Raw genomic sequence first — 19,753 nt, forward strand, 5'->3', positions numbered from 1 at the left:
TTTGACTTTAAGCTACTCATCACGTAAGCTATCGACAGGATTACCCAGTGCAGCCTTAATTGCTTGATAGCTTATCGTGGCCATACTGATCAGAATAGCCAATAGTCCAGCAATGACAAAGTAATACCACTGTATCTCAATTCGATAGCTGTAATCTTGTAACCATTTATCCATGGCCCACCAAGCGATAGGTGTGGCGATAAAAATTGCGACCACAACAAGCTTAATAAAATCGATTGAAAGTAAAGAAGTTACTTGGGTGACACTTGCTCCAAGAACTTTGCGGACAGCAATTTCTTTCATGCGCGTTTCGGCCATATAGGCGATTAATGCCAATAAACCAAGACAGGATATAAAGATCGTCAATCCTGCAAAGATCATGGCTAGCGTACCTATAGCTTTTGTCTCTTTAAATTTTTCTTCGTAGGTCTTGTCAATGAATTGATATTCAAAAGGATAGTCTGGGTTGAACTTTTTAAAGATGGACTCAATCGTTTTTAAGTTGTCTCCGATGTCATTGTTTGGATTTAAACGATAATGGATCGTTGTAAACCAGGCTTGCGGTCCTAATATCACCATGGGTTTATTGTCTCCAAATGGCGATCCCATAATGAAATCTTTGACCACCCCAACTACGGTCCATTTTGTTCCATCACCATCCACAATGCTATTGACCGGGTTTTTGAGGTGCAAACTTTTTACCGCGGATTCATTTAAAATCAAAGCAGTACTGTCTGTCGCAAACTTGTAAATATCGATATCCCGCCCCTGTATAAGAGTTAGGCCTAGATTTTTTACGGCATCTGCATCGGTACTAAAACGGTTATAGGAAATGCGTTTGTCCTGTTCCGTTGGTGTCCCAGACGTAAATCCCCAGCCATTGCTATAGAAATCGGTTACTGGCGACATATTTTTTGATACAGAAACAACTGCGTTGCTGGCTAGTAATTCGTCGCGTAAAATTTTATAATTCTTTTCTAAGTCACCTTTGATACTGCTGTAAAGCAACCCATTTTCATTATAACCACGGTCGCGCTGTTTAGTGTACTGGATTTGTTTGGCGACAATGACCGTTGCGATAATCAATATAATCGCGAGACTGAATTGAATGACCACTAAGATGGAGCGAATACTAAGACCCCTCGTTTTAGAAACGAATTTCCCCTTCAACGTTTTGATAGGTTGAAAGGAAGAAAGGAAAAAGGCGGGATAGGTGCCGGCTAATATACCTGTAAATAAAGCAAAGCCAATTAAAAATAGCCAGGTTGGTAAGTTTAATAACGATAGGCTAAGCTGTTTTCCGACAAGCTCGTTAAAGAATGGCAGGACAATAAAAACAAGTATCGTCGCGAGTACCATGCCGATTAGGCTGATCAATATGCTTTCAACGAGGAACTGCGCCATTAGGCTTGTCTTATTTGCGCCAATTACTTTGCGGACACCGACTTCTTTCGCACGGCGTTCGGAACGTGCCGTACTCAAATTCATAAAATTGATGCTTGCCACTAATAAAATAAATACACCAATCCAAGCAAATAGCTTGACGATATCGATACGTCCGGACGTATAATTTCCTCCTTTTCCGCTATTGTAAAGAAACGAATCAGAATAGGGAAAAGCAAAGATCTCACCCGTATTTCTAGCCGATTGGTAACCGGCAGCCTTATTACTTGCATTGATATGATCTCTCAGATAGGTTCTGATTTTGCTGTTAAACGCGGTAAGTGAGACACCTTTTTTTAGGAGCACATAGGTGGTTAATGAATTATTGCTCCAGTTATCATCCACGTAACCAATTATTTTTGCATATTCAAATGGTAGGAGAATATCAAATTTGAAACTTGAATTACTCGGAAGGTCTTTAAGTACCGCCTGTACGGAGACCTGATTAACAGAGTCTATCCGAACTGATTTTCCAATAGGATCTTCGCTGCCAAATAAAGCCTTGGCATAGCTTTCTGTGAGAACAAGGCCTTTAGGGTTATCAAATTTAATATTCTGTTCTCCTTTCACAAAAGGCAAAGAAAACATCTTGAAAAAACCGGGATCGATGAAAACAGTATTTGCGATCAGTTTTTTATCCTTGAATGTCGTTAGAAATTGGCCGCTCTCATTATATCTGGTAAAAGTTTCTATATCTGGAAAATCGGCGGACAAGGAGGGACCTAATATTTTAGGAGTGAAGGCCCAAGCTGATTTATCGCCCTGAAATTCGTCTCGATTACTCAATACATGCAGGCGATCACCCTTTTCATGAAAGCGGTCCATGGTTAACATGTTTTGCAACCAAAGTGCTATAAGTAATGCTCCGGCCATACCGATCGCCAATCCGATGATGTTAATCAAAGAGAAGGATTTGTTTTTCATCAGGTTGCGCCATGCTATTTTGATATAATTTTTAAGCATATTTGTCGTATTGGTTATTGCTAAATAGAAAAAACTTGAATTTTAAAGGTCCAGCTTGTTATTTATCAGGTGTCTTTATTTTTAATAGCTACTAAAACAATTACTCATCTCTTAAACTATCAACCGGGTTTAGAATCGCAGCTTTTATGGTTTGAAAACTAATGGTGATAAATGATACCAATAATGCACTTATCGCCGCCACAATAAATACCCACCAGTCTAGCGTGATGTGGTAAGCAAAATTCTCTACCCAGCGGTGCATGGCATACCAGCCTAAGGGTACACTGATCAATACAGCACACAGGACGAGGGCCATAAAGTCAACACTCAATATTTTGACAATCTTGATCGTTGAAGCACCTAATACTTTACGGATACCGATCTCTTTAAAGCGTTGTTGTACAGCATAAGCTGATAGGGCAAAAAGGCCCATACAAGCGATAGCAATTGTAATGATGGAAAATAACTGCATTACCCGTGTTGTTTGCTGATCTTTGAGATATAATTTGTTATAGTCGTCATTGAGAAAATGATATTCAAAGCTGTTTTTTGAATCAATATCTTTGATGACAGCTCTTATCTGCGCAAGAGCATCTTTTATCTGCGACGTCGGATTGAGTCGAATGAAAATATTACCGAAATAATCATATTCAGGAAAAAGCACAATTGGTTTGACTTCGTTATGTAATGACGCAAAGTTAAAACTCGCAACGACTTGTTTGATGCTGCCCTTACGCCCATTCAAGTTGATTTTCTTTCCAATAGCCTGTTCAGGAGTAAAACCCATGGCGGATGCAGCAAGTGTATTCACTATAAAACCATATTCTGGTGAAATAGTGTCTTTTGCGCGCAAAATGTCCGCGTCTGACAACGGTGCACCGGCAACAGATGGAATATGGAAAACGGATACGAAATCTTTTTCAATCGGAATTGCAGTGACATTCATATCAAAATCATTGGGTTGGCCTTCTACTTCACTGATGCTGTAGCCACCTTGGATATTGACGGGGTTGTCATACGAAGCGGTAACCCCCTGGACACTGTTGAGCTGCATTAACTTTTCTTTTAATAGCTGCCTTTCTTTATCTTGCCATCCTCGGCCATCGATGACAAGCATATCAGAGCGATCTAACCCGGTATTCTTAGACTGGATAAAATCCATCTGTCTACTCGCAAATAAGGTACAGATAATAAAAAATATAGAGATACTGAATTGAAAAGTAACGAGCACCTTGCTTAAAGATAGGCCACGTAGTTTTTCAGTTAATTTTCGCTTGAAAATAGAAATAGGCTTTGAACTGGCAATTGAATAGGCTGGCCAGCCACCTGACAGAAGCGTCAGCAAGGCTATGAAAACAAGTAAAATTGTATAAAACCGAGGGTCTGTCCATATGGTTAATTTCATTTCGGCCCCCATAAATGAACTGAACACGGGCAACAAGAGTACCGTAGTCAGAAGGCTAAATACAACAGCTAGAAAAACCATCAGGCTACATTCAAAAAAGAACTGGAAGAATATCGTTTTCTTTGCTGCACCCAAAACTTTCTTGACACCGATTTCTTTCTTGCGTTCAAGCGCATGTGCTAAGACCAAATTTGTAAAATTGATGCAGGTTAAAATAATAAGTGCAGCACCTAATGCCAATAAAATATAGATATAAGTGATGTTTCCCGTACCTGCTGCTTTGGAGTGAAGATGGATATCGGTCAGCTTTTCCAGGACGAATCGAAATTGATAGCCTTGTTTTGTTGCTTCGGCGAATTTTGATTTTGTCATTTGGTCCAATTTATGTTGGATCGAACCGACCTGATCTTTGTTTTTTAGGAGCGCTATGGTTATATCATTTGCAGATGACCAAGCCATTTCTTTGTAGCGTTCTAATCCTTTGTTGGAAAGGAGCGCAGAGAAGTTCAACTGTGTATTTGTGGGCAAGTCTGCGATGATACCTGCGATTTTCCAGTTGACTTTGTCAATGGATAGTGTCTGACCGATGGCCGACTGATTGGGGAAATATTTCGCTGCGAGTTTTTTTGTTAAGACAATCTGATTTGGTTCTGCTAAGGCTGATCGTGAATCACCTTCGAGAAAGGTATAACCTAAAGTTTTAAAAACATTCTGGTCAGCATACAGTAGGCCTTTTTCAGTTATTAGTGCCTCTTTGGATTCTATTTTGCCGCCTTTGGAATAGCCGTATAATCTGGTTGCCTGTTCTACATCCGGAAATTCAGCCTGCAACGTAGGAGCTAAGCCTGTCGGTGTTACGGCAGAATTTACTTCTTCCGTGCTATTGGGTGCTTTATAGGTGAGGCTAATATAAGTCAGGCGGTCCGCATTGGGAAGGAAACGCTCATAACTGGATTCATGATAGATGTACGCTGCCAACAATAGGAAACATGTTATTCCGATGCTGAGGCCAAACATATTTAAAAGAGAAAATCCTTTGTTTTTTCTGATATTCCGCCAAGCAATTTTAAAATAGTTCTTTAACATGGTTATGAGCATTTATACTGTTAATTAGGCTATATTCTTGTCACTTAGCTCGCTTTAGTAGAAGGCTCCGTTATTCGAAAAATAGCAAAGCCAAGTAGTTCAATTCGTTTGCCATAAATATAATGTATTGATTTTTAGGTTTTTGTTGTGTTTTTATAGCGGTTTTAAATGTTCGGAAACGGACAGTATAGTGTCCGTCCCCGAACAAATTGGTATTATTCGCTTCTTAAGGTTTTTACAGGATTTGCTAATGTTGCTTTAATCGCTTGGTAACTAACGGTTAATAAGGTGATGATTAGGGCGGTTAAGCCTGTGATAGCAAAGACCGTCCATGTAATTGATATGCGGTAGACATAATCTTCGAGCCATGATTCCATTAGCAGATAGGCTAAAGGGGCTGCGAGTAAAAAGCCAATGCCTGTGAGCCAAATGTATTCTGTGGAAAGTAGTCGCCACAAGCCAAGTTCTGATGCGCCCAATACTTTACGAATGCCAATTTCTTTTTCTCGTTGCTCCGTAAGAAAGGAAACCAGCGCGTAGAGACCAAGACATGAAATGAGTATGGCCAACCCTGTAAATAAACTGGTTAAGCTCTTGATCATTTCCATCTGTTGAAACTCTTTGGCATATTCCTGATCCGTAAAGGTATAATCAAAAATAAGATCAGGATCTATGCGGTTGAATGCTGTGACAATAGCTTTTAGGTTTTGTTTGACATCTTGATTTTCATCCAGTTGAAGCGTGATTTTATTCTTTGGTAAAAATTTTAGAAAATAAGCCGTCGGTGTAATGGATTTGAACGGCGATTCGGACAGCGTGTTCTGGATAATACCCACGATATGGTAATTAATACCGGCACGTGAAAGTTGTTTGCTGTTTAGGTCGGTAACTCCCATAAATTTGGCCGCAGCTTCGTTCAGAATAACAGCTGTTGAATCTGTTTTGAAATCTTTTGAAAAATTGCGTCCTTTTATAAAGTTCCATTGTACAGTATTAGCAAAGTTTTCATCCACGGTGAAGATCCCCATGATCGCACCGTCCCTGGTATCATTGCCCTGCCAATTAAAGCCACCACCCGTTAAGGATAGGTGGTTGACAAAGTTGGAAGAAAGGGAAGCATCTTTAACTAAACGCTGACCGATCAACTCTTTTCTAAGGACATCAAAGTTTTTGACGATAGTTGAATTGGATGAAGTAATGTTTATCAAATTTGAACCTTTATAACCTATTGGGCGGTCCTTGGTATAATGCAGTTGTTGAATCACCAGATAAGTGGATATCATCAGGAAAATAGAAATCGCAAATTGCACGATGACCATTGCCTTTCTACTTCTTGATCCGCCTTTTCGGTTGTTGATCTTACCTTTAAGTGCAAGAATAGGATTAAAGGCCGATAGAAATAATGCCGGATACATACCCGCTAAAAGCCCTATAACGCCTATTCCTAATAAAGAATAGCCATAAAAACGAATATCCGCAAAAGGTATATGCAATGAAGTGTGTGTAATCGTTTTGACCCAAGGCAACAGCAATGTAGCGAATAGAACAGCGATCAAAAATGCGCAGGCTACCGCTAGGATTGACTCAACAAGAAAGCCTGCAATAAGCTGCCGGCGGTTGACACCAACCGATTTTAAAACCCCGATTTCTTTTCCTCTTTTCAGGCTTCTCGCCGTACTCAAGTTAATAAAATTAATACTGGCCAATAAAATAATGAATACGCTTATCCAAACAAACATCCATACATACTGAATCTGCCCGCCGACGTTCTTTCCATTTTTAAATGAATCGTATAAATGCCATTTGGACATCGGATGTAACAGGATTTCAGGTTTTATATCCGTCAGTTTTTTGTTGATGATATTTGTTAGTTTATTTTCCAAAGCGGGAACAAAGGCAGCATTTTCGATCTTAGCGAAAGTGCTGAAATAACAGCTGGACCAGCTTTCTTCAATACCTTGGTCTTTAGCAAGATAATCGACAAACGGCAATACATAATCTAAGCCATAAAAAGTGTTGTTTTCAGGAATATCTTTATAAACGCCCTGAACAGTATATTGTTCTTTACCATTCAATTGGAGCGTTTTCCCGATAACACTTGTCTGATCGAACAGTCGTTTTGCTAAGGATTCGGAAATTATGATGGTCGATGGATTGCCCGGTGTGGTACTATTTCCTTCTAAAGATTCGAGGGAAAATAATTCGGCGAATTTTCCCATGGCATAGAATCCCGGTGCATTAAGCTTTTTATCACCTACTTTTAGATTGTTGCTTTCCATATTGGTGACCAAAGTGGCATCTGCCATCTCATTTTTGAAATCAGACGCGATTGTTTTGACCAAGGGAATAGGGGTGGAGCGATCAGTAGATTTCTCATCATTGAAGGTTCCAGTCATCATGACCTGATAAATATGTTGATAATTGTTGTAATGCTTATCAAAAGAAAATTGTTTCAGTACCCATAATGTACTTATCAGGGCAACAGTAAACCCCAGTGCTAATCCCAAAATATTTATTGTTGTGTTTAAGGGACTGCGCTTCAAATTTCTCAGCGCTGTTTTTAGGAATAATCGAATCATTTTATGCTGTTGTTTTTGGTTCTCAAATATAAACTATTCATCGTGCAAACTTTTCACAGGATTGGCGTATGCCGCTTTAATGGATTGGAAACTCACCGTAAATAATGCAATAGCAATGGTTATCCCCGCCGCATATAGAAATATGGCGAATGGGAGCGTCGTTCTAAAGGCAAAACCATCGAGCCAATTTATACTGAAATATACAGCAATTGGTATTGCGATGACATTGGCCAAAATGACTAAGAGTAGAAATTCCTTGTTTAATAATTGTATAATGCTAAATACCGTTGCGCCAAGGACCTTTCTGATACCAATTTCTTTGGTCCTAACTTGTGCAGTATAGGTACATAGTCCTAAGAGTCCTAAGCAGGAGATGACGATGGCGATCAGGGCAAAAAAATTGAATAAAGAGCCTTGTTTCTGCTCATTCGTATATTGCTTTTGATAGCTTTCGTCCAGGAAGCTGTAGTTCATCGGCATATCATCATAATAACTTTTCCAGATGTGTTGCAAGGAGTTTAATGCGGATTTTGTACCAGAAGTTGTTGTTTTGATGTATAGCTGCCAGCAATCTTTTGGGCTATATTGAAAGACCATCGGCTCGATCTTTTGTCTAGCGCTCGCATAATTAAAATCTTTTACAACCCCAATAATAGTTCCCGGAACTGTTCGAATGCGTAAACGTGTGCCAATAGGATCTTTTAAACCCATTTCCCGTACTGCCGTTTCATTAAGAATGAAATGTGTTGAATCTGCTATGGAGCCTGTGAAATTACGACCTTGTGTTAGTTTTATCTTAAAAAAGTTGAGTGCAGATTGATCAGAATAGGTCATATTGAACCAGAGATTGGATTTGCTGGGCTTTCCTTCCCAATCGTTGTCTCCAGTTGAAGCTCCACCATAAACCATATCCCGGCCAAGACGGATAACATCATCAATATCCTTGTTTTTTAGAAGTTCGGTTTTGACAGCATCAAAATGTTTGGACATTTTTGGTGCCATAGCAACGGAAATAATATGATCCTTTTCGTAGCCTAAATTTTGATGTTTTATAAAATCCAATTGGCGACCGATAACAATTGTTAAAGTGATAAGGATGATGGAAACAGTGAACTGCAGGACAACCAGTATTTTTCGTGCACTGGAATTTTTTATGGTAAACCGGCCTTTAAGTACTTTAATCGGATCAAATCTCGATAAAAGCAGGGCAGGATATACACTTGTAAGTACAAGTGTTCCTAAAAGCATGAGCAGTACGCTTATCCATAACGTAGGATTAAAGAGCTGTAGGGAAATCTGCTTCCCCGAGAAATTATTAAACAAAGGGAGGCCAATAAATACTAGCGCAAGTGCCAATGTTGATGCAATGACAAATAGTATGGTTGTTTCCAATATAAATTGGAAAAAAAGTTCCTTTTTACCAGCGCCGATAACTTTACGTATCCCCACTTCTTTTGCGCGCGACAACGACCGTGCAGTAGAAAGATTGATATAGTTAATACTTGCGATAACAAGAATCATAATCGCTACGCCTATAAAAACTCGAACATTGTCAATTCCTGCATCACTACCATCCATTTGGTAGAGATGCACCTTTGCGAGTGCTTGTGTAACGTAGGGGACAGGGGCATCCTCAGGTTTATTCCTTTCGTGTATCGCCTGTAGCTTTTTTGAAACTGTGGCAAGATTTGCATCAGGCCTCAGTTGGAGATAAGTTTCGAATGAAAAATTGGACCAATCTTCATCCATGGAAGATAAAAAGGTCTTATTATCATAGGTCGTTTTGTTTTTAATGTAAGCCTGTTCGTTAAATCTCGAAATGGGGAGCAGAACCTGAAATTGAAAAGTAGAGTTTTCTGGATAATCAGCAATGACACCTGATACAACACAAAGGTCCTCGATACCCAATGTCACAGTTTTTCCAATTGGATTTTCATCACCGAAGTACCGACGTGCCGTACGTTGCGTAAGTACAATGGAATTGTTGTCGGGGAAGGGTTGTTTTGAATTGCCCTGTAGTAGTGGAAAATCGAAAACAGTAAAATAACTGGGGTCTACAAATGCAAAGTTCTTTTCATTAAATCTCTTCTCTTTATATTTAAGTGCAGCATCTCCAATTTTGAAAATACGGACTGCATCCTGGACTTCAGGAATTTCCTTTTTTGCGAAACTTCCTACGGGAGCAATGATGGATCCAAAGATTCGTTTTGATATCCCAGTTCCTCCTTCTATTCCAATTTTGTAGATGGAATGCTGATTTTTATGGAACCGGTCAAAGGACAACTCGTCTTGTATCCACAGCAATAAGAATATCCCCACAACCATTCCTGCTGTTAATCCTAAAATATTAATGGCGCTGTAGAATTTATTAGAAAAAATACTTCGCCACGCGGTTTTGATGAAGTTCTTTATCATTGTTATGGGGTTTTAAGTTCTTAATATATGTTATGCACAGGAGTACGCTTATTGCTTTTACCCGCTGATTTATTCATCCCTTAGACTATTGATCGGATTTGCTTTTGCTGCAAAGACACTTTTGGTTGATAATACAAGACTTGCAAATGCAATCAAGCCCAGTGCAGACAGTCCAAAAATCCAGGGACTTATCGTGGTTCGATAAACAAATTCATTGAGCCAGCTCTGCATAAAATAATAAGCAATTGGAAAGGCTACTAGACAGGCTATTGCGACCAATGATAGCAAATTCCGAAGCAGTAGAAAGGTTATCTGGAAAACAGATGCCCCCAATACTTTACGGATTCCAATTTCCTTTGTGCGTTGATTTGCCGTAAATATGGCTAATCCAAATAAACCTAGGCCAGCAATTAGGATTGAAAGCCCTACTGCCCATGATAGAAGCTTAGAAAGCTGTTTTTCTTGGGTGTAGAAATTTTGGACGACATCATCCAAAAATTTCAGATCCAGTTCGTCGTCTGGAAAGACCGATTTATAATTAGCCGTTATTTTATCAATGGTATTTTTCCAGTTTTCGGGATGCGATTGGTCCAATGCAATATGGAGTACGTATCCTTCCTTACTGCCTGTATACAAGACTGGTTTAACCGCCTGTCGGGCAGAGGCTAGATCAAAATCCTCCATTACACCAACGATGATATTCTGCCCATTTTCGAAAGTTTTACCAATGGCATCCTGGGGATCTTTGATATGCAGTAGCTCAAGTCCTTTTCTATTGATCAGCATTTCACTGGTTGAATCCAGTAAACGTATATTCCTTCCTGCCAGAAGTGGAATTTGATAGACTTCCAAATAATTTTCATCACCTGAGCGGCTATCGAATGTTAGCGATTCCTTTGTTGGCGACTGATCATAAGTGATTCCTGTGGTCATCCAGCCGTTCATCGCGGGTGCAATGTTCCCAAAACTAATCGCTTTGATATCCGGCAATTTTTTGAGCTCATTTTTAAGCACGAGACCTTTTGTAGAATTTTGGAAAGCTCCAGGAATATTGATGTTGACGATCGCGTCTTTCTGAAAACCCATGTCTCGATGGGAGACGTAATTGATCTGCCGCACGACAACGAGTACACAAATCAGAAAAGCCTGTGCCATGACAAACTGAAAAATAGTCAATGCTTTGCGTACCCATGTACTTCGGGAAAGGTTGGTATTTTTCCCTAGTTGATTTTTGAGCGCTAATACTGGAGCATAACCTGTCAACACCCAGGCAGGATAAAAGCCTGCCAACAGGGTAACCAAGATAAGCTGTCCGAATAAAAACAAAATAATAACAGTTTTGTCTAAACCGACTAAACTTAAATTTTTAGGAATAAATCCCTCAAAAACATGTAAAAACAAAGGCAGTAATAGCACTGCAAGTACCGTCGCTGATAAGGTGATCAGAAATGTCTCTAGCAAGAATTGTTTGATCAATGTAGATTTAGAACTGCCTAGCGTTTTGCGAATACCGACTTCCTTAGCTCGTTCAATAGATTGTGCAGTCGATAGATTGATAAAATTTACAGCACCGAGGGCCAAAAGAAAGAAGGCCAGCAAGATTAAATTACGGAGCGCTTCGGGATGGGTAGCATCGTAGTTAAATCTTGTGTCAAAATGAACATCAGCCAATGGTTGTAATTCGAGCTTGTCGGTTATTTTTTCACCATCTTTAATTTTATATTTTTTAAGAAGGCTCGCAATATTATGCTCCAGAAGATGTGGGTTGCTTTGTGCTTTTGTCTTGATGAGTACTTGATGAGAATCAGATATGCTGTTCCAAGCTTCCCAGGTATACATGTTCTTTAAATTATTGTTCTGCGGGATGGTTGACTCAGCGATGAAACTATCAAAATTGAAATCCGAATTATGTTGCGGATTTTCGATTACACCAGCGACTTGAAGTGGGATACTATCTGCATAGATAATGGTTTTACCAATTACATTTGTAGGTAGTTCTTTCCCATAGAACTTTTCTAATGATTTCTTCGTAAGAATAATATGTCCCGATGAATTCAAGGCCTGCGCATTTCCAGCTAACCATTTTGAGGGGAAAATGTCGAAATATTGACTATTGGTAAAAACAATCTTTTGTTCTTTTGGAAAAGTTTGAAATTTATCTGTTGTCAAGGAAACTTTGAGTTTTTGAACATGGCTCCGATAAATAGGGGCTACCGCTTCTAGGTTTGGCAATTCTGCTTCCATTGTACGGACCAATGGAACGTAGACCCCCGCATTTTTAAATTCACCATTGTTAACAACACGATACACCTGTTCTTTATTCGGAACGTGTTTATCAAAACTATAGTCGTATTGGATCATTAAGAAAATAACCAGCGTAGCGGTAATACCAATCGCAAGACTGGTAATATTGATGAACGTGATCAACTTATGTTTTTTTAAAAAACGATAGGCTGTTTTAAGTGAATTTACAATCATAGTTATTTCGTTTTTTGTTAACCCCCAAATTGATATTTTAGTGTTGCTATTCGTCCCGTAAGCTATTTACGGGATTTAGTAATGCGGCTTTAAAAGTTTGGAACCCAATTGTAATAAATGCAACAATTGTCACTGTCAGGACAGCGACTACATATGCCCACCACGGCATCTCAATATGGTAGACAAAATTATTTAGCCAACTATTAAATAAATAATATGCAATTGGTCCCCCAATCAGAAATGCTATACAGATCAATTTGACGTAGTTGGCAGACAGTAAATGAATAATGCTGCTGATACTTGCACCTAGTACTTTACGGATACCAATCTCCTTACTTTTTGATTCGGCTGTATATGCAGCTAGTCCTAGTAGACCCAAGCAGGCAATAAAGAGAGTCAAGAATGAAAACAGGGTCATAACATTGGATGAACGAATTTCATTTTCATATTGATCCTGTACATGTTGGTCTAAAAAGGAAAAATCAAATGCAGCATCAGGAGCAATAGTTGTGTAGATCTTTTTTATTTGCTCCATATAAGTTTGAAGATCTGCCGTTTTGTAGCGGATCAACAAATTACGGGGAGATTCAGAAGGATCATTCATGGTATAATAGGTATATCCGCCGATCTCAGATTTTAGGTTTGTATAGTTAAAATCTTGAACAATACCGGATATAATGGAATTAGTCGCACTCATCTCGGTAACGATATGCTTTCCTATCGCTTCTTCGGGTGTTTTGTAACCTAAAAACTTCATTACTTTTTCGTTTATCAATACATAACATGTTGAGTCTGTACGTCCGATAACATGAGGTAAATCTGTCCCAGCAAGTAATTTGAGTCCTAAAGTATTGATTGTCTTACCATAGGTGACACAGGTTGAAGTTGGTAAACCTTGTTTGTCAGTCGTCAATTTATACGTTGTTTTGCCACTTTCATTGAATCCAGGTATCGATTGTGTGAAAGTCGTAGCTACTGTATTGGTTAGGTTTTGAACTTGTTGGCCCAGGGTATTTAGCTTTTCTTGATTTTTTAAAGAACGGATTGAAATAGATACAACATTTTCGGGCTGATAGCCTAAATCCTTATTGCGGATAAAGCTCATTTGAGTGAGCATAATACTAATGCCGATAATCAGTACGATCGAAATAGAAAACTGGAACACAACCAGTATTTGTCTGATTAGGATTGTTTTTCCTTGTTTGTTGTATCCTTTGTTCATTAAGGATATCGATTTTATGTTCGAAAGGAATAGCGCCGGATAGCTACCTGCAATAAGTGTAATGATCAGCCATGCTAATGCCAATATTCCAAGCATATCCCAATTAAGAAGATGTTGAATTGCCATATCAGTCTTACCGACCAAGTTGAACGCAGGAATGAGTATAATGGCAAGGATAACCCCAATAAGCATAGCGGAAAGACTAATTGTTGCCGTTTCTACAAAAAAACGAATAATGAGCTGGCTACGGGTAGCGCCAAGTACCTTATTGACACCCACCTGTTTCGCATTTTTTTGTGATTTAGCTGTTGCTAGATTCATGTAATTGATGCATGCTATCATAATGACTAAAAAGGCAAGAACAGATAGTGTCCTAATGATGTCTATATTTCCGGCACGTGTGGTAACTCCGCGTGTTAGATCTGATGAATAGAGGTGCACCTTTGATAATGGTTGGAGAAAAAATTGCGTATAATACTGATGATCCTTTTCGATGTATCTATCAATTAATTTGGTAGCTTCTTGAGCAATGTTTGCTGGATCGGCACCTTTTTTTAATAGGATATAAGTTTCGTAACTCGCATTGCTCCAGTGTACATTTTGCCCCATCCATGAATCCATAATATTCATGACCATGTTGCAATCCACTGTGCTATTTGCGGGGAGATCTTTAAAAACACCGGTTACCTGCACGGTATCCCGCTGATTGATGCTAATTAATTTGCCTATTGCTTCCTGTTTACCGAATAACCTTTCTTTTGATGATTGAGACAGAACAATGCTTTTTTTATTTAAAAAAGCGGTATGTGCATTGCCTTCAATAAATTGAAAGTTGAATATCGAAAACAAGGAAGAATCTGCTAGGTATAACTGTTTTTCGGAGAAATTATCATTTTCGGTGCGGAGAGAAGCGGTTGCACCGTACCCATCTTTTACAAGACGCACCATATTATCCACCTGCGTAATGTCTGATTTTAAAGCTGGACCTACCGCATTAGGGAGTGTGAGCATTTTTTCCTGATTATATTCCGCGGATAGTTTCATGTAGACCCGGTAGATATTGTCAGCTTTTGGATACATGGTATCAAAACTTAGTTCCTGACGGATAAAGGCAAATAACAATAGTGATACACAGATGCCTATGGCCAGTCCACTAATATTAAGGATACTGAAAAACCGGTTTGCTCTGATCGTTCGCCAAGCTGTCTTTATATAGTTCTTTATCATGATCGTATGTGTTTGTTTCTTGCTGATATATCTCTTGCTTTGTTATTAAGATGGTCTTAGTGATTCTATTTATTCGTCCCGTAAACTATCAACAGGATTCGCTCTCGCAGCCTTAAGTGTTTGATAGCTCACCGTGAATAATGCAATCATGATGGCCGCGAAACCGGCAAAGGCAAACATCCACCATTGTGGCTCGATGTGGTAAGCGAAGTTATCCAACCATTTTTTCATTGCCATCCAGGATAGCGGTGTTGCAATGAGGAGAGCTACAGCCAATAATTTGATGAAGTCAGCCGAAAGTAGTAAGATTAAATTGTAGAGGGATGCGCCGAGTACCTTACGGACACCGATTTCCTTGGTACGTTGCTGTGCGGTGTAAGTAACAAGTCCCAACAAACCAAGGCAGGCAATGAAAAGTGCCAATCCGGAGAAAGCCGAAAAGAGTCTTCTGAAATTAAAGTCTGCTTCATATTGTCGATTGAAATTGTCGTCGAGAAAGCTATATAAAAATGGACGGTTTGGTACAAGTTCATTCCACAGCTTGCCGATTCTGGCAACGGTCTCAGGCTGGTTTACATGTTGGATATTCAAGGTTAAATACCGGCTGCTGCTTGGTTCAAGTCGCAAAGCTAAAGGCTCAATCTTACGGTGTAAAGAAAGGTAATTGAAATCTTTCACTACACCGATAACCGTTCCTTCTCTTCCCCATTGACGAAATTGTTTGCCAATAATATCTTGTGGATTTGAATAGCCCCATTGTTTTGCAGCAGATTCATTGATAACAAGTGAATGGGCCGTATCCGCTGGGAAATCTCTGGAATAGGCACGCCCTGCGGCCATTTGCAGACCAATATTAGGAATAAAGTCAACATCGACTTCATATAAGAAAGGAGCGAATTGACTCATCGTTCCGTTTGCTGACATGATTTCTGTTCCTGCATTTGGAAAAAATGTTCCCGGTACCGTACGTGATGCAGTGACAGACAAAACATCTTTATCTTTTGCTAGTGTAGATTTTATCGCTTCCAGGTTATTGTTTACCTTATCATCGAAATTATAATCTATCACAAGCCGTTGATCTTTTTGAAATCCAAGATCTCGGTGCTGTAATTGATCTAGTTGAGAAAAGACGACGACTGTACCTGCAATGAGCGCAATAGAAAGGCAAAATTGGAAAACAACTAATACGCGACGTAATAATGTACCACCTTTGCTGTTGCTATAACTTCCTTTAAGTACTGCAATCGGTTTGAAATTTGCTAGAATCAACGCGGGATAGCTGGCGGCAAGAAGTCCCGTAAAAATGGTAGTGAATAGGAATATTGCCCAGGTCGTCCCATTTTTCAGGGATGAATAATTGAGGTGTTTGCCCGAGAATGCTTCCAAAAAGGGGAGGAAGGCCATAACGAGCAGTATAGCCAAAATACTACTGACGAATACAAGAACCAATGATTCAGACATAAACTGAAAGATCAGATTGCTTTTGCTTGCTCCTATGGTTTTTCGTACGCCTACTTCCTTTGCTCTTTCCATTGACCTTGATGTAGCCAGATTCATAAAGTTCACACAGGCGATCAGTAAGATGAATCCGCCAATAATGCTGAATATGTATAAATTCTGATAGCTTCCATTGGTACCGGGTTGACGATCTGCAGACGAGTGCATGTAAGCTTGCAGAAGTGGCTCGATATGGAAATTGTATTTTGCATTTGGGTTTTCATTTGTTGGGAGATGCCGCTTGAGAAACTCCGGTATTTTCTGGTCGAACTTTACAGGATCAAAGTCTTTTGAAGCGAGAAAGTACGTGTAGAAGTCTACATAATCCCAGCCTTCTTTATTAAATACGTCTGGCCGTGCTTTTCGGAATGTACTCATCGAGAGCAATGCATCGAACGTAAAGTGTGAATTAGCAGGTACATCGGCCATTACTGCCGTTACAGTATATAGACCTGCGTCAGCACGGCCCGCAGCTAAACCTCCCTCCAGCGTCTTGCCAATGGGATTTTGATCTCCGAAATATTTCTTTGCGGTACTTTCTGTTAATACAACAGAATAGGCGTTTTTTAAAGCTGTATGAGGATCGCCGGCCAAAACCTTCCAACTGAAGACATCAAATGCAGTGGAGTCCATGAAAAATACATTTTCCTCCTGGAATCTTTTATCGCCCTGTTTGAGCAGGATAGATGTTTGACCCGAGAATTGAACAACTTTCTCGATTTCTGGAAAGTCTGCTTTGATAGCTTCACCAATAGGTCCATTGCCCCAGATTTGATGCTGCTCTGTGCTGCTAACATCTTTATAGTCGTGTACGATGCGGTAAATCCGCTCTTTGTTTACGTGATATTTATCGTAGGAAAGTTCGTTCTGAACATAAATTGCGATCAATAGGCAACAGGCCAAACCTATTGCAAGGCCAATGATATTGATGGTCGAGTATCCTCTGTTTTTCTGGATATTGCGCCAGGCTATTTTTATATAATTCTTGATCATAGCTTTATTTCTTAAGTGCCAGTGTATACATGCCAATCATCCACTTTCTTATATTCGTTTTTATTCGTCCCTTAAACTATCTACGGGATTGGATAAAGCTGCCCGAACAGCCTGGTAGCTGACGGTAACAATGGCGATCAGCAAGGCCAAAATACCACCGAAGACAAATGTTTGCAGCTCTAGATCTGTTTTATATGCAAAATTGCTTAACCATTGTTTCATCAGGTAAACCGCTATGGGACAGGCTATCAGAATGGAAATGGAAACGAGTAGTACGAAATTTTTTCCCAATAGCCGGACGACACCAAAGGTGCTAGCTCCAAGAACTTTACGGATGCCGATTTCTTTTATACGCATTTGCGCTTCGTGAGTTGCCAATGCAAACAGACCTAAAGCAGATATAAAAATGGCAATACCTGCAAAAACATTGAACAACAAACCTGTACGCTGTTCGGATTTGTATAGACTATCAAATTGTTGATCAATGAAAGTATATTTGAAAGGAGCGTCTGATGGATAGCGGTTATAAACCTTCTCTAAGGCTTTGATGGCCTCAGCGGCTTTTGTGGTACTTGTTTTTACATAAAGCGTGCCCGATCCCCAGCGCGTCCAGAAGACCATTGGACCTATTTTATCTTTGATGGATTTGAAGTGAAAATCTTTCACCACACCGATAATTTGTCCAGGGAAATCGTGGAAACTCATATTGGATCCCACATATGGCGGCTTTAACCCCATTTGTTTTGCTAAGGTCTCGTTGATAATATATCCGGAAGAATCCGCTGGCAGGCCTGTGAAATTTTTCCCTTCAACGAACTGTATATTCATTAACGGAATAAAATCCTTGTCAATTTTGGCTTGCGCTACGATTAGCTTGTTGTCTTTGGATTTGCCAGGCCAATCTATATCGCCCGTGGCATTTCCGAAATCCGTCATGTTGTAAACACTTGAAAGAGAGACTCCTTGTATTGCGTCGTTATTTTTGAGTTCGGTCTGTATGGCGTCCATATGTTTGTAGGCCTCCTCAGGAAGACCAAGTGTAATGACATGATCTCGGTCGTATCCGAGGTTGATCTTTTGGATAAAATCCAGTTGATTGCGGATAACCAAGGTGCATACAATCAGTGTTACAGAAAGTGTAAATTGAAAAACCACCAATATTTTACGCATGGTCGTTGAGGAAACTCCTTTAACTGATTTTCCTTTTAACGAATGAATGGGATTGAATGAGGAAAGTTGTATCGCAGGATATATACTGGATAAGCCTAGTGTGCCGATAATCGCAACACCTATATATAACCATATTGTACTGTTTTGGAAGGAGTAGCTGATTGATTTTTGTGCAATTTGATTGTATCCAGTATGAAGTACAAGGATAAGAATGAAAGCTATTACGAGCGAGCAAAAGAATACAACAACCGTTTCGGTGATAAACTGTAAGAATAGATGGAGACGATTAGCACCGATTATCTTTCGGATGCCAACATCTTTGGCCCGATCCAATGCCCGTGCAGTACTCAAATTGACATAATTTACTGCACCAATAACCAATAATAAGATTGCAATGATCCCAAAAATTTGCACCATGCGAAGTGTCGATTTATTGCCGTCCGGGGCGATTAAGTGCATGGTTTTTAAAGGATCTAAAACAAAGATGGTTGAATTTTCACCATCGCGGGCTTTGGTATAATTCTCCGAGATAAATTTTCCAATGAGGGTAGGAGAAGCCGTTGGTTTTACTTTGACGTAGGTAGCGAAGCTGTAATTGCCTAAGTCTTCATCGATTGTTTTCCATTTTCCATTACCGCCCCAATTTGTAAACCGTTGTGCATGATAACCTAATGGAATGATCACATTGAATTGCATCGAGGAATTTTGTGGAACATCTTTTAAGATACCGGCTACGGTGAACAGATCTGCACCATAACGGAAGGTCTTTCCAATGGCCTGCTGGTTGCTAAAGAGTTTTTCTGCTGTTGATGCTGTGACCAGTGCCTGTTTATAATTTTCCTGAAAACCTACAAGCGAGCCCTCTTGTAAGGGAAAATGAAACATATTAAAAAAACTGCCATCAACATAATAGATACTCATATCCGTTACAGGGCGTTTCAGCTTATCGTTGACCAAGGTAACATTATAATCCTGTGAAACGCGCGTTGCAAATTCTACGTCGGGTGCATTTTTGGCATAGTTGCCTATAGGTCCGGGAGTTATGCCCCAAATTGCACCGTTATGTTCTGGATCCAAATGGGAATTTACGGTATATATTGCCTCATAGTTTGGGTGAAATTTATCAAAGCTCTGTTCATCCTGTACCCAAAAAATAATTAATATCGCTGCAGTAAGACTGACCGACAGACCTAATATATTGATAGCGGTATAGAATTTTCTTTTCCTTAATTCTCTAATTGCGGTTATTAAATAATTCTTTATCATAGGGACAGG

Annotated in this window: 8 protein-coding genes; all 8 read right to left on the minus strand. The window is 39.6% G+C overall.

Annotated features, from left to right (window positions below; genetic code table 11):
* Positions 1–12: 12 nt before the first annotated feature.
* Entirely contained in the window at positions 13–2,406 is a 2,394-nt protein-coding gene (locus B3600_RS05775; RefSeq protein ID WP_286752363.1) for an ABC transporter permease, read from the minus strand.
* Positions 2,407–2,506: 100 nt separating this feature from the next.
* Complete coding sequence (locus B3600_RS05780; protein WP_286752364.1) at positions 2,507–4,897, minus strand: ABC transporter permease; 2,391 nt, start codon at positions 4,895–4,897, stop codon at positions 2,507–2,509.
* 215 nt (positions 4,898–5,112) lie between these two features.
* Positions 5,113–7,476 carry an FtsX-like permease family protein gene (locus tag B3600_RS05785; RefSeq protein ID WP_286752365.1) on the minus strand — a complete coding sequence of 788 codons (2,364 nt, stop codon included), beginning with the start codon at positions 7,474–7,476 and terminating at the stop codon, positions 5,113–5,115.
* Positions 7,477–7,509: 33 nt separating this feature from the next.
* The gene (locus tag B3600_RS05790; RefSeq protein ID WP_286752366.1) at positions 7,510–9,891 is read right to left on the minus strand and encodes an ABC transporter permease; all 2,382 of its coding nucleotides are present in this window, start codon (positions 9,889–9,891) and stop codon (positions 7,510–7,512) included.
* 69 nt (positions 9,892–9,960) lie between these two features.
* Positions 9,961–12,369, minus strand: coding sequence for an ABC transporter permease (locus B3600_RS05795; protein ID WP_286752367.1), 2,409 nt, complete (start codon positions 12,367–12,369; stop codon positions 9,961–9,963).
* Between the two features lie 46 nt (positions 12,370–12,415).
* The gene (locus tag B3600_RS05800) at positions 12,416–14,818 is read right to left on the minus strand and encodes an ABC transporter permease (protein WP_286752368.1); all 2,403 of its coding nucleotides are present in this window, start codon (positions 14,816–14,818) and stop codon (positions 12,416–12,418) included.
* Positions 14,819–14,887: 69 nt separating this feature from the next.
* Positions 14,888–17,308, minus strand: a complete 2,421-nt coding sequence (locus B3600_RS05805) for an ABC transporter permease (RefSeq protein ID WP_286752369.1) — start codon at positions 17,306–17,308, stop codon at positions 14,888–14,890.
* 60 nt (positions 17,309–17,368) lie between these two features.
* Positions 17,369–19,744 (minus strand): ABC transporter permease, encoded by a 2,376-nt coding sequence (locus B3600_RS05810; protein ID WP_286752370.1) that lies wholly within the window; start codon positions 19,742–19,744, stop codon positions 17,369–17,371.
* Positions 19,745–19,753 lie beyond the last annotated feature (9 nt).

This window comes from Sphingobacterium sp. UBA2480 (assembly GCF_002341965.1).
GTDB classification, from domain to species: Bacteria; Bacteroidota; Bacteroidia; order Sphingobacteriales; family Sphingobacteriaceae; genus Sphingobacterium; species Sphingobacterium multivorum.

Coding starts and splice junctions, on each gene's coding strand:
- B3600_RS05775 (WP_286752363.1), bottom strand. CDS start 2,406: ATGCTTAAAAATTATATCAAAATAGCATGGCGCAACCTGATGAAAAAC.
- B3600_RS05780 (WP_286752364.1), bottom strand. CDS start 4,897: ATGTTAAAGAACTATTTTAAAATTGCTTGGCGGAATATCAGAAAAAAC.
- B3600_RS05785 (WP_286752365.1), bottom strand. CDS start 7,476: ATGATTCGATTATTCCTAAAAACAGCGCTGAGAAATTTGAAGCGCAGT.
- B3600_RS05790 (WP_286752366.1), bottom strand. CDS start 9,891: ATGATAAAGAACTTCATCAAAACCGCGTGGCGAAGTATTTTTTCTAAT.
- B3600_RS05795 (WP_286752367.1), bottom strand. CDS start 12,369: ATGATTGTAAATTCACTTAAAACAGCCTATCGTTTTTTAAAAAAACAT.
- B3600_RS05800 (WP_286752368.1), bottom strand. CDS start 14,818: ATGATAAAGAACTATATAAAGACAGCTTGGCGAACGATCAGAGCAAAC.
- B3600_RS05805 (WP_286752369.1), bottom strand. CDS start 17,308: ATGATCAAGAATTATATAAAAATAGCCTGGCGCAATATCCAGAAAAAC.
- B3600_RS05810 (WP_286752370.1), bottom strand. CDS start 19,744: ATGATAAAGAATTATTTAATAACCGCAATTAGAGAATTAAGGAAAAGA.